The organism is Sphingopyxis sp. (assembly GCF_051861155.1).
Taxonomy (GTDB): Bacteria; Pseudomonadota; Alphaproteobacteria; order Sphingomonadales; family Sphingomonadaceae; genus Sphingopyxis.
In genome coordinates this window covers 308,576-320,283 of sequence record NZ_JBHYDE010000002.1, presented here as the reverse complement: position 1 = coordinate 320,283, position 11,708 = coordinate 308,576, and the positions used below count along the sequence as shown (strand labels likewise).

9 protein-coding genes are annotated in these 11,708 nt (G+C 63.7%); 5 read left to right on the top strand and 4 right to left on the bottom strand.

Translation table 11 applies throughout. The features are described 5' to 3' along the window. The first annotated feature begins 405 nt into the window (after positions 1–405). The 3 genes from ACTIFP_RS04765 to ACTIFP_RS04755 all read left to right on the top strand — a co-directional run bounded on the left by ACTIFP_RS04765 (position 406) and on the right by ACTIFP_RS04755 (position 5,782). Positions 406–3,570: a TonB-dependent receptor domain-containing protein gene (locus ACTIFP_RS04765; RefSeq protein WP_439567566.1), complete on the top strand. Its 3,165-nt coding sequence runs from the start codon at positions 406–408 to the stop codon at positions 3,568–3,570. Positions 3,571–3,644: 74 nt separating this feature from the next. Continuing rightward, positions 3,645–4,796 carry an aspartyl/asparaginyl beta-hydroxylase domain-containing protein gene (locus tag ACTIFP_RS04760; protein WP_439567565.1) on the top strand — a complete coding sequence of 384 codons (1,152 nt, stop codon included), beginning with the start codon at positions 3,645–3,647 and terminating at the stop codon, positions 4,794–4,796. A gap of 5 nt (positions 4,797–4,801) precedes the next feature. Beyond that, positions 4,802–5,782 (top strand): 2OG-Fe(II) oxygenase, encoded by a 981-nt coding sequence (locus ACTIFP_RS04755; RefSeq protein ID WP_439567807.1) that lies wholly within the window; start codon positions 4,802–4,804, stop codon positions 5,780–5,782. Between the two features lie 6 nt (positions 5,783–5,788). Here ACTIFP_RS04755 and alr read toward each other — a convergent pair whose 3' ends face one another. Together alr and ACTIFP_RS04745 are read right to left on the bottom strand one after the other, a co-directional pair. Further along, complete coding sequence (alr, locus tag ACTIFP_RS04750; protein WP_439567564.1) at positions 5,789–6,835, bottom strand: alanine racemase; 1,047 nt, start codon at positions 6,833–6,835, stop codon at positions 5,789–5,791. A gap of 45 nt (positions 6,836–6,880) precedes the next feature. Further along, entirely contained in the window at positions 6,881–8,512 is a 1,632-nt protein-coding gene (locus ACTIFP_RS04745; protein WP_439567563.1) for an MFS transporter, read from the bottom strand. Positions 8,513–8,650: 138 nt separating this feature from the next. On the opposite strand from ACTIFP_RS04745, the gene ACTIFP_RS04740 reads away from it, so the two are divergent. Both ACTIFP_RS04740 and ACTIFP_RS04735 read left to right on the top strand, forming a co-directional pair. Next, the gene (locus ACTIFP_RS04740) at positions 8,651–9,418 is read left to right on the top strand and encodes a cyclase family protein (protein ID WP_439567562.1); all 768 of its coding nucleotides are present in this window, start codon (positions 8,651–8,653) and stop codon (positions 9,416–9,418) included. A 140-nt stretch (positions 9,419–9,558) separates the two neighbouring features. Next, the gene (locus tag ACTIFP_RS04735; RefSeq protein WP_439567561.1) at positions 9,559–10,143 is read left to right on the top strand and encodes a hypothetical protein; all 585 of its coding nucleotides are present in this window, start codon (positions 9,559–9,561) and stop codon (positions 10,141–10,143) included. 5 nt (positions 10,144–10,148) lie between these two features. Here ACTIFP_RS04735 and ACTIFP_RS04730 read toward each other — a convergent pair whose 3' ends face one another. Then, a complete protein-coding gene (locus tag ACTIFP_RS04730; protein WP_439567560.1) occupies positions 10,149–10,556 on the bottom strand; it encodes an MAPEG family protein in 408 nt (135 codons plus the stop codon). A 68-nt stretch (positions 10,557–10,624) separates the two neighbouring features. Continuing rightward, positions 10,625–11,632 (bottom strand): alpha/beta hydrolase, encoded by a 1,008-nt coding sequence (locus tag ACTIFP_RS04725; RefSeq protein ID WP_439567559.1) that lies wholly within the window; start codon positions 11,630–11,632, stop codon positions 10,625–10,627. Positions 11,633–11,708: the final 76 nt, after the last annotated feature.

Below are 11,708 nucleotides of genomic sequence, written 5' to 3'. Positions count from 1 at the left end.
TGCACCCTCAATGCCGGACATGACGCTGCCGCGCCCGGCAACCTCGTCTGCACAGCGCTTTCGGAGCCAATCGTAATTTGCGGTCTCTTCGCGTTCGCTCGGCGCATTTATCTTCCGCCTCACCCGCCATTGATATCGGGTAATGCCGTCCGCACATAATTTTCGTGCTTTGAGGGAAAGGTGCTGCGCGGGACCGACTGTTGCGGAAATGGCACACTGCCTTCGCATTGAAACATGATTTTACGAAAAATGCCATGCAGGGCTTGTGCTAGCACACCTTTGTCGTCTTTCTTCCCCGCAATCCGTTCACCCCAATCTTTTGAACGGCAACCGGGGATATATATTATGAAGAAGACTAGCCTGCTGGTCCGGGGCTCTGCCCTGACTCTTGCTCTGTTCAGCGCCATGCCGGCGATGGCCCAGGACGAAGCCGCGCCTGCGGACGAGGCGGCAGAAGCCGCCGAAGGCACCATCGTCGTCACCGGGTCGCGCATTCGCCGCCCGAACCTCGAATCGACCGTGCCGATCACCTCGATCACCGGTGAGAGCTTCTTCCAGCAGGGTCAGACCAATATCGGCGACACGCTGAACGATCTGCCGCAGCTGCGCAGCACCTTTGCTCAGCAGAACCCGGGCCTCGGTATCGGCATCGCCGGTCTGAACCTGCTCGATCTTCGCGGTCTCGGCACCCAGCGCACGCTGGTCCTGGTCAACGGCCGCCGTCACGTCCCGGCCGACATCCTGAACAACGCCGTGTCGCCCGACATCAACACCATCCCGAACGACCTGATCGAACGCGTCGACATCGTTACCGGTGGTAATTCGGCGATTTACGGTTCGGACGCCATCGCTGGTGTCGTCAACTTCGTGCTGCGCCGCGACTATGAAGGCATTCAGCTGCGCGCCCAGGCCGGTATGGCCGACTCGGGCTTCGGCGGTAACCAGTATATCTCGGGCATGATCGGCAAGAATTTTGCCGAAGATCGCGGCAACGTCACGCTGCACGCCGAATATGCGCGTAACGACCGCGTTTTCGCGTCGGACGTTCCCGAATTCCGTAGCAACAACGGCTTCGCGGTTATCGACACCGACGGCGGCGCAGGCATCGTCAACGGCGGCGACGGCTTCCCCGATCGCGCCTTCTTCCGCGGCCTGAGCAGCGCCAGCATCCACTTCAATGGCCTGATCCCGGTCAACCAGCAGAACGTTGCCGGCGCGGCTTGCGGTCGCGGCACGGCGGCAACCGCTGGCGGCCCGAACAGCAACGGCACGCCCTATAACTGCACCTATATCTTCACCAACGAAGGTCGCCTGGTGCAGCAGACCGGCTCGCGCTTCGGTTCGGGCATCATCGGCGGTATCGTCGGCGGCAACGGCCAGACCGGCCGCGAAGGCAAGACCCTTTCGGTTCTGCCGTTCACCGAACGCTACAACTTCAACATGCTGTCGCGTTACGAGTTCAGCGAAGCCGCTGAGGTCTTCCTCGAAGCCAAGTGGAACCGCGTGAACGCGCTCGGCAATAACGCCGGTCCGTCGTTCATCCAGGGCACCCAGACCGCGTTCGACTTCCGCGAACGTCCCCGGATCGACAACCCGTTCCTGAACCCCGCCGACCGCACGACGCTCGCCAACGCGATCCTCGCTTCGGGCTGCCGCAGCGACCTTCAGGTCACCTGCCCGGCCGGTGGCAACCTGACCGCCGCCGACATTACGGCGATCAATGCGGGCACGTACCGCTTCGTCGTTGCGCGTAACCTGCTCGACGTCGGCCTGCGCGATGAAGCGTTCCAGCGCGACACGTGGCGCGTGGTTGGCGGCCTTCGCGGCACGTTCAACGAAGACTGGAGCTACGAAGTCTCGGCGAACTACGGCAAGTTCAAGGAAGCCATCACTACCGACGGTTTCCTCGATCGCCAGCGTTTCATGCTGTCGATGGACGCGGGCCGCAACCCGGTGACCGGCCAGATCCAGTGCCGTTCGCAATTCGACCCGACCGCGGCGCTGCCGATCCAGCGCACCGACGCTGTGTCGACCGCGATCGCGGCGCGCAATGCGGCTCGCCTCGCCGCCGACATCGCGGCTTGCGTCCCCTACAACCCGTTCGGTTCGACCGACAACACCGCAGCGGCCAATTACTTCGCCCGCACCTTCACGGCGCGTTCGGGTCTGGATCAGCTGGTTCTGTCGGGCTTCGTCTCGGGTGATACCAGCGGCTTCTTCAACCTGCCGGGCGGCCCCGTCCGCTTCGCTATCGGCGCCGAGTATCGTGAAGAAAACGCTTTCTATCAGCAGGATCCGTTTGTCACCGACGGTTTCACCAACGGCGTTTCGATCCCGAGCTTCGAGCCCAACACCTTCAAGGTGAAGGAACTGTACGGCGAAATCCAGATCCCGCTGCTCAAGGAAGTGCCGTTCGCGCACGAACTGACGGTCAGCGGTGCGGGCCGCGTCGCCAAATATCAGGGCAATGTCGGCACGGTGTATTCGTACAACGCCGGTCTCGACTGGGCGCCGGTTGAAGACATCCGCTTCCGCGGTAACTACAGCCGCGCGGTTCGTGCACCGAACGTGTCGGAAACCGCATTCCCGCTGGTTCCGAACTTCGCCCCGAACTTCGTCGATCCCTGTAACCCCGCGCAGCGCGGTTCGGGCGTTCGCGCCGCCAACTGCGCCGCGGCGCTGGGCGCGTTCCTCGGCAACCTGACCGACGTCACCCAGTCGCTGGGCATCGTCAGCGGTTCGAACCCGAACCTGACCGCGGAAACGTCGGACAGCTACACCTATGGTGTGGTCATCCAGCCGCGCTTCATCCCGGGTCTGAACCTGTCGGTCGACTATTATGATATCAAGGTGAACGGTATCATCGTGGCGCTGACCGCACAGCAGATCGTCAACAGCTGCTATGACTTCGCGACCCTCAACAACCCGTTCTGTGCGCAGTTCTCGCGTAACCTGACGGGTGGTCCGAACGCTGCAGGCGACGCATCGGGCCGCATCGTCACCAACTCGCTGATCGTGGCGCCGGTGAACTTTGCGAAACGTCAGCGCGAAGGCATCGACGTCAACCTGTCGTACCGTACCGACCTGGGTCCGGTGAAGTTCAACACGAACCTCATCTACACCCACAATCTGACGGTCAGCAACTTCCAGGACTCGATCAACCCGAGCTTCGAAAACCGCATCCTCAGCGAGCTGGGCGATCCGAAGGACGAGTTCCGCTGGGACTTCGATTTCGAAACCGGTCCCTTCACGCTGGGTTACCGCCTGCGGTACATCGGCCCGATGCTCGTCTCGCCGACCTATGAAGCGCTCAACTCGCTGAACGGTCTGCCGCCGACGGATATCGATTATGCCGACCGCGAAGAATATCCGGCCGTTTTCTATCACGACCTGCGCTTCGAATGGGACGTGAACAAGGAATCGGGCGGCCCGAACCTGAATTTCTACGCAGGCGTCGACAACGTGCTCGACCGCATGCCGCCGCTGGGAACGACGGCAACGGGTGCGGGTAGCGCGATCTACAGCTTCCGTGGTCGTACCATCTATGCTGGTGCACGCGCCCGCTTCTAATCGCGACGCGATCGGAATAGATTGGGGGTCGGGACATTGTCCCGGCCCCTTTTCTTTGGTCACAAGGATCATCAGTGCAGCTGAGCAATCACGAGGCGGAACGCCTGGCAAAGGAAGGCGTCGATGCGCTGCAGCGCGGCCAGTCGGCCATCGCCCGGGCGCGGTTTGAAACGATCACCCACAGCGGCCGTGCCAACGCCCAGATCTGGCTACTCCTCGCGGTCGCGTGCCGCGCCGACAAGGACGGCGTCGCCGAAGAAGCGGCGCTCGACCAATTGCTCGCCCTCGAACCGCAGGCGGTGCGCGGCCACATCATGAAGGGTGACTGCCGCGCCGCGGCAGGCGATGACAGAAGCGCGCTGCAACGCTATGAAATCGCGCTACTTATCGCATCGAATCAAGAACTTCCCGCCGACCTTAGCGCCGAGTTGCAACGCGCCGAAGCCTGGGTTGCGCAATTCAAGGCGCGCGTCGTCGAACAGCGTGAAGCCAAGCTGATCGCGCGCGGATTGCCGCCCGAAAAGCGCAGCGCCCGGTTCCAGCACTCGCTCGACATCCTTGCCGGGCGGCGGCGGATTTTCGTGCAGGAACCGACCGGCTATTATGTCCCCGAATTGCCGCAGATCCAGTTTTTCGACCCCGGCGATTTCGACTGGGTTCCGACCGTCGAAGCGGCGGCGGGCGCGATCAAGCAGGAGATCACCGACCTGCTCGCGGCGGGGACCGAGGGTTTTCGACCCTATATGCGGGCGCACGCCGACCAGCCGCGCGCCGACGTCAACCATCTGCTCGACAATATCGACTGGAGCGCGCTGTTCTTCTGCGAAAATGGCGCGCTGTCCGACGACATTATCGCGCGCTGTCCGCGGACGTGGGACGCCGTCCAGGCCGCGCCCCTGCCCCGCATCGCCAGCTCGCCGACGGTGATGTTCTCGCTGCTGCGCGCCGGGGCGCGGATCGCGCCGCATACGGGCACGCACAATGCGCGGCTGATCTGCCACCTGCCGCTGATCGTGCCGCCCAATTGCGGCTTTCGCGTCGGCAACGAGGTGCGGCAGTGGGAAGAGGGCAAGCTGCTGATCTTTGACGACACGATCGAGCATGAGGCTTGGAACGACAGCGGCGAGGACCGGGTGGTGCTGATCTTCGACATCTGGCGCCCCGAACTCAGCGCGCGCGAGCGCGAGGAAATCGCTGCCTTCTTCGCCGATCCAGCGTTCAAGTGACGACGATGGCGCCGTCGAACATCGTCGAACGCGCGGGCGCGCTGCTGGGCGCCGGGCGGGCGCAGGCTGCGGTCGATTTGCTGCTCGATGCCGCAAAGCGCGGGCATCGCGACGCGCTGTACGAACTCGCGCTGTGGCACGTCTATGGCAGCCCGGTGCCGCGCAGCTTTGCCGCGGCGCGGGCGCTGTTTGAAAAGGCGGGTGCAGCGGGGCACCGGGGCGGGGCGCTGACCCATGCGGTGTTCGTCGCGATCGGCGCCGGTGGGCCCGCCGATTGGCGCGCGGCCCTCGCGCTGCTCGACAAGGCCGCCGAGCACGATCCCGTCGCCGCCCGCCAGCGCGACCTGATCGCCGCGATGTCGCTGACCCCCGACGGCGACCCGGCTTCGCTATTCGCACTCGAAACGCTATCGAACACGCCAAAGGTCGCGGTCGCCCGCGCGCTGTTCACCCCCGACGAATGCGCGCATGTCGCGGCGCTGTCGGCGCCCAAAATGGTGCCGTCGGTCGTCGTCGATCCTGCAACGCGCCGCGAAATCCCGCACCCCATCCGTACCTCCGAAGGGACGGTCCTTGGCCCGATTCAGCAGGATCTGGTCATCCACGCACTGGACCGGCGGATCGCGATGGTCACAAGCTCGCGCGTCGAACAGGGCGAACCGCTGACCGTGCTGCGTTACGCGCCCGGACAAGAATATCGGCTGCACCACGATTGCCTGCCCGGCGAGGCGAATCAGCGGGTGATGACCGCGATCGTCTATCTGAATGACGCGTACGACGGCGGCGCGACGCAGTTTCCAGCGGTCGGCACCGAATTTCGCGGCGCCGTCGGCGACGCGATCCTGTTCGCCAACACCCTTGCCGATGGCCAGGTCGACGAACGCAGCCGCCATGCGGGCCTGCCGGTGACGCGCGGTGAGAAATGGATCTGCACCCGCTGGATCCGCGCCCGCGATTTCGACCCCTGGGGTATGCGCCCGGCCTGAGCCGGGTCAGCGCCAGATGCGTGCGAACCGGCTGCCCAGCCCGGTGAGCAGTTCATATTGCGACAGCCCGCTCTGCGCCGCCACAGCGGGCAGATCATAGTCAAGGTCGAGCCAGTCACCCTCGCCCACCCCCGCCGCGTCGCTGGCGTCGAACGCGATCAGGTCCATCGAAACGCGCCCGATCAGCGGCAGTGCCTGCCCCTGCCACGTCGCGCCGCCGCTGCCCGCATGGCAACGCAGATAGCCATCGGCATAGCCCATATTGACCACCGCCACGCGGCTGTCGCGCGGCGCGGTCCAGGTTGCGCCATAGCCCACCGTCTCGCCCGCCGGCACCGCTCGCACTTGCAGCACGCGCGCCGCGGGAAAGGCGACCTGCCGGATATGCCCCTGCGCTTCGCGGCGCGGCGTGCCGCCATAGAGCGCGAGCCCGGGCCGGGTCAGGTCGAACCCATAATCGGCGCCCAGGCAGACGCCGGCGCTGTTCGCCAGGCTGTACCGCCGCGCCGGGATTTTTTCGCGTAGCACGCGAAACGCGGCGAGCTGCCGCGCATTCTGGTCGCTGTCCTCATCCGCCGACGCCAAATGGCTGAGCAGCGTTTCGACCTTCAGGCCGTCGAGCGCGCCGCTCAGCGCCTCGTCGATCCGCAAGCCGAGCCGGTTCATCCCCGTATCGACCATCACGTCGCACGGCCGCCCCTCGCCCGCCGCGCGCCAGCGCCGCACCTGCTCGACGCTGTTCAGCACCGGTCGCGCCGGGAGCAGGCGCGCGGCGATCATGTCGCCCGCACCCACGCCGTGCAGGACGGACAAGGACACCCCAGCAGGCAATGGCATCAGCGCCGCGGCCTCGGCCCAGGTGGCGACGAAAAAGTCGCGGCAGCCCGCAGCAGCCAGATGCCGCATCACCGCGCGCGCGCCGAGCCCATAACCGTCGGCCTTGAGCGCGGCGCCGCATGCCGCCGCGCCGCCCTGCGCCGCCAGCCAGCGCCAGTTGGCGACGAGCGCGTCGCGGTCGAGGATGAGGCGGAGCGGTGACGGCACGGCGATCATGGCTGTGCCCCTATACGGGTTCGAGGGCTGCGCCAATGGGCTGGATCAGGCGTCCGGCGCCGCAGACGGCGGCTTGTCCCACTGCCCCTCGACCGGATCCTTCAGCATGAAGGCGGTCACCAGAAACGCGACCAGCACCACGCCCCAGGTGTACCACAGCCCGGCATAGGCATCGCCCGTCTTGGCGATGATGAAGCTCGCGATCAGCGGCAGGAACCCGCCGAAATAGCCGGTGCCGATATGATAGGGGATCGACAGCGACGAATAGCGGACGTGCGGCGGAAACATTTCGGACAGCAGCGCCGCGACCGGGCCATAGGTAAAGCCCGACAGCGCGCTGAGCCCGAGCAGCGCGAGGAAGATGATCGCGATGCTTCCGGCGCCCGGCACCTGCTTGGCGAAATCATAGCCGCTTGCCTCCAGCGCGGGTTGCAGCAACGCCGGGTCTTCGCTCGCCACCTCGCGGTCGCCGATGCGGATTTTGACGCTGTCGAAGCCGCTGTCGGTCTGGACAACGGTGTACGGCACACCCAGCTTGGTGAGCTCGCCCAGCGTCTTGCCGCACGCGGTTTCCTGTTTCTGGGCAAAGGGGTCAAAGCTGCACTGCGATCCGGCAACCGTCACCGGCGCCGCTGCGGCGGCGGTCTGCAGCAACGGGTTGGCGACGCTGCCCATCCACCAGAACAGTGGGAACAGCAGCACCAGCGTCGCGGCATAGCCCCACACGATCGGCTTTTTGCGTCCCATGCGATCGGACAGATGCCCGGCCCAGATGAAAAAGCCCATGCCGACCGCCGCGGCGACCCCGACGATGATTTCGGCGGCGGTATCCTCGACCTTCATCGGACCTTTCAGGAAAGACAGGCCAGAGAACATCGCGGTGTACCAGATAACCGTCAGGCCCGCAGCGATCCCGAACAGCGCGATGAAGATGCGGCGCGGGTTGCCCGGATAGGTGAAGCTTTCCTTCAGCGGGTTTTTCGCCAGTTCGCCCTGCGCCTTCATCGCCTGGAACACGGGGCTTTCGGACAGTTTGAGCCGCATCCACAGCGAAATCGCGAGCAGGATCAGCGACAGCAGGAACGGCACCCGCCACCCCCAGCTTTCCCACACCGCGTCGGGCATCAGCGCCTTGCACCCCAGCACGACGATCAGGCTGAGCACAAAGCCGCCGACGACGCTCGCCTGGATGAAGCTGGTGTAGAAGCCGCGCTTTCCGGGCGGCGAATGTTCGGCGACATAGACCGCCGCGCCGCCATATTCGCCGCCGAGCGCCAGCCCTTGCAGGATACGGAGCAGGATGATGATGATCGGCGCCGCGATGCCGATCGTCGCCGCCGACGGGATCATGCCGACCCCCGCGGTCGCAATCCCCATCAAGGTGACGGTGACGAGGAAGGTATATTTGCGCCCCAGCCGGTCGCCGAGGAAACCGAACAGCACCGCACCCAGCGGACGAAAGCCGAAGCCGACCGCGAATCCCGCCCAGACGAGCAGGGTTTCGAGCGTCGCATTGTCGCTGGGGAAAAAGGCCTTGCCGATGATCGCGGCGAGCGTGCCGTAGATGAAGAAATCATACCATTCGAACACCGTCCCCGCGGACGAGGCGGCGATGACCATGCGGATTTCTTTCTGGGTCGGTTCGTAAACGGCCCCCGCGGCACTGGCTTCGGTCATGTAGTTCTGGCTCCCCCGCCCCGTCGGGCTTCATTCTTTTCCGTCCGCTCGACACGAACGGTTCCGTTACGTCTAGTTGTGTCACGCCGTCGCGCAAGTCTTCTTGGCGCGGCGGCAATCCGGTGGCAGACTGCGCCGATGCAGTTTATCGACCTGTCGATCCCGATCACCAACGATGTCATCTCCGACCCGCCGGTGATGCGTCCCAACATCACCTATATGACCCACGAACATACGTGGGAGCAGATCGCGATGTTTTTCCCCGGCCTGACCAGGGATGATCTGCCCGATGGCGAAGGCTGGGCGGTCGAGATGCTCTCGCTCAGCACCCACAATGGCACCCATATGGACGCGCCTTGGCATTATCATTCGACCACCGACAGCGGCGCGACCCCCGCGCCGTCGATCGACGAAGCGCCGCTCGACCTGTTCTTTCGCCCCGGGGTAAAGCTCGACTTTTCCGACCGCCCGCACGGCCATGTCGTAAGCGGCGCCGAGGTCGCGACCGAACTGGCGCGCATCGGCCACGACCTGCAACCGCTCGACATCGTGCTCGTCCAGTCGGGCGCGGTCTATGGCACCGACAATTTCACCGATCAGGGCTGCGGCATGGGCGCCGAGGCGACGCTGTACCTGACGACACGCGGCGTCCAGGTCGTCGGCACCGACGCATGGAGCTGGGACGCGCCGTTCAGTCATACTGCAAAACGCTGGGCCGAAACGCGCGACCCGTCGATCATCTGGGAAGGCCATAAGGCCGGGCGCATCCGCCCCTATTACCAGATCGAAAAGCTCACCAACCTGGGCGCGATCCCGGCCACCGGTTTCACCTTCAGCTGCTTTCCCGTAAAGATCGAACGCGCGAGCGCCGGGTGGATAAGGGCGGTGGCGTTGGTGAGCGAATAATTACTTCGGTTTTTGTGGGGTCGGAGGGGGCGTAGGACGAGGTGCCGGTGTGGGGGCTGGTGTATTAGGCGACTTGCGCTCATCATTTAACCAGTCTCTCTCGGGTGGCTTTGCCATAACGATCTCCTAGGAGTAGCGAATTGAAGCTCTTTGACGACCTCTTTGAAAATACCGATATCACAGAGCGAACAGACGAGAAACTACTACCTGATCTGTCAGACCTGAAGAAATGCTCACTAGAAATTCTTAAAGTCATTCATGAGCAATGCCGCGCTAGGGTTTCGTCTCAGTTTTCTGGAATGGCGGTCACTGACTCACGCGGCGTAGCATTTATGAGCCTGTTTGTGACCTTGTCGTTAGTGATGATCTCAGGTGTTTACGCCCTAAGAAACGATGCAAGCCAATATGGAAGCGCTTTTACTTTCCTAATCGCTGGGGCTGCGATCAATATCTTGGCAGCCTCCATTTCGGCTTGGAGTATATTTCCTAACCGTATCGACTACCCGGGTGACAAGCCCAGTCAATGGGTTGGAGACTGCGAATACAACGAATTAAAAAATGATAAAGAAGAGAAAACTTATCTAGAGATGATAAGGTTGTGCCAGATACAAATATATAGAAACTCTGAGATATGTAGAGTTAAAGCATATCGACAGAAATTTTCAGTTACTTGTTCCCTTCTTGGTCTCGTCATCTTTTCTACTCTATACGTGATGACACTATAGAAGTTTCACAAATTCACTGTCGCCAAAATCCACAACGTCCACCCGCCGAGCGTCAGCAGCGTGACCCACGTCGCCATCACGCCGATCTGACGCGGCACGGGCGGCTTGCCGGGTTCGATCACGGCGTGCAGCCCGATGATATGCGCGACGCGGCCGATCAGGAACAGCGCCCCGATCACCATCAGCGCCATATGATTGGCACGCGCGGTTTCCAGCAGGCCGAGCAGGATGACGACGATCGGCGCATGTTCGGCCAGGTTGCCGTGACTGCGGCTGGCGGCGATCAGCTTCGCATCGCCATGATCGCCGAACGCGGCTTTGAGCCGCAGGCGCTGGCGCACCGTCAGCATCGCGGTGAACAACAAGAGCAGCGCGCAAACGGCGCCGACAAAGGCGGTTACCGGCAAGGTCATGATGTCTCTCCCATCGTCCTGCCCGCCAGCCTAACCGACCCAGCGCCGCTTGGCACGGCCAATCGCGATCATTCGCGCGGTTTTTTGCCCAGCTGGGAGTCGAGAAATTGCAGGATCCGCTCCGACACCGGGCTGCGGCTGACCTCGTCGCTCAGGCTGACCGATCCCATCGGATAGAAGTGCCCGAACCCCGGCACCCAGGCGATCTCGGCGGCGACGCCCTTGCCCGCCAGCGCGGCAGCAGTATGCCGGGTGCCATTCAGCACCCCGGCAAAGTCATTCTGCCCCAGGATCAGCAGCGCCGGCGCCATGCCACTCTGCGTCGTTTCATACAGATTATAGCCGCTGATCCCACCCGACAGCGACACCACCGCCTTGACCGGAACGCCGAGGCCATAAGCGGTGTTGAGCGCGGTGATCGCCCCCGCCGAAAAGCCGCCGAGCGCCAGTCGCTCGCCATCGACGCCATATTCGGCGGCGCGGGTGCGCACGAAATTCGCCGCCATCGCCATATCGTCGGCGGCGGCAAAGGTGGTGTGCCAATAATGGGTCAGCGTCGTCTCGTCGAATGGCGGCAATGCCATCAGCCGCCGCACCTCCTCAATCCGCTCGATATTCTGCGGCGCGAGGTTCATCGCCCTGGGCACGATGCGTTTGTCGTCGAGCGGACGGACGAGGCCCGGCACTTCGTGGATCAGGCGGTAATCGATCGAAAAACAGGCATAGCCCGCGCGCGCGAAGGTGCGGCAATAATCGGCCATCGAACTGTCCTGCGCGCCCTCCGACGTGAAGACAAAATCGCCCTTGTTGCCGCGGTGAAACGCGCCGCCAAACGCCATGATGATCGCGGGCCGATCGGCCAGCGGCGTTCCGTCCGCAACCGGACGATAGGCGTCGAGCAGCAGATCGCGTGCCTTGACGCCATCGGTCGACACCCCGACCGGCGCGCGGCCGTAAACAATGTCGCGCGTTACGATGACATCATAGTCGCGCTTGGCCACGTCCTGCGCCGCGACGCCCGGCGCCACCAGCGCGCCACCGATCGCCGCCGCGATCATCATTTCCCGAAACGCCATCGGCCCATCTCCCCTGATCGCCCTGTTTACAAACCCGCGCCACCTAACGCCACCCGCGGCGCCGCGCCGCATCGGA

What these genes read in the sequence shown, in the direction of transcription:
- ACTIFP_RS04765 (WP_439567566.1), top strand. Translation starts at nt 406, where the DNA reads ATGCCGGCGATGGCCCAGGACGAAGCCGCGCCTGCGGACGAGGCGGCA.
- ACTIFP_RS04755 (WP_439567807.1), top strand. Translation starts at nt 4,802, where the DNA reads ATGGCGCCGTCGAACATCGTCGAACGCGCGGGCGCGCTGCTGGGCGCC.
- alr (WP_439567564.1), bottom strand. Translation starts at nt 6,835, where the DNA reads ATGATCGCCGTGCCGTCACCGCTCCGCCTCATCCTCGACCGCGACGCG.
- ACTIFP_RS04745 (WP_439567563.1), bottom strand. Translation starts at nt 8,512, where the DNA reads ATGACCGAAGCCAGTGCCGCGGGGGCCGTTTACGAACCGACCCAGAAA.
- ACTIFP_RS04740 (WP_439567562.1), top strand. Translation starts at nt 8,651, where the DNA reads ATGCAGTTTATCGACCTGTCGATCCCGATCACCAACGATGTCATCTCC.
- ACTIFP_RS04730 (WP_439567560.1), bottom strand. Translation starts at nt 10,556, where the DNA reads ATGACCTTGCCGGTAACCGCCTTTGTCGGCGCCGTTTGCGCGCTGCTC.
- ACTIFP_RS04725 (WP_439567559.1), bottom strand. Translation starts at nt 11,632, where the DNA reads ATGGCGTTTCGGGAAATGATGATCGCGGCGGCGATCGGTGGCGCGCTG.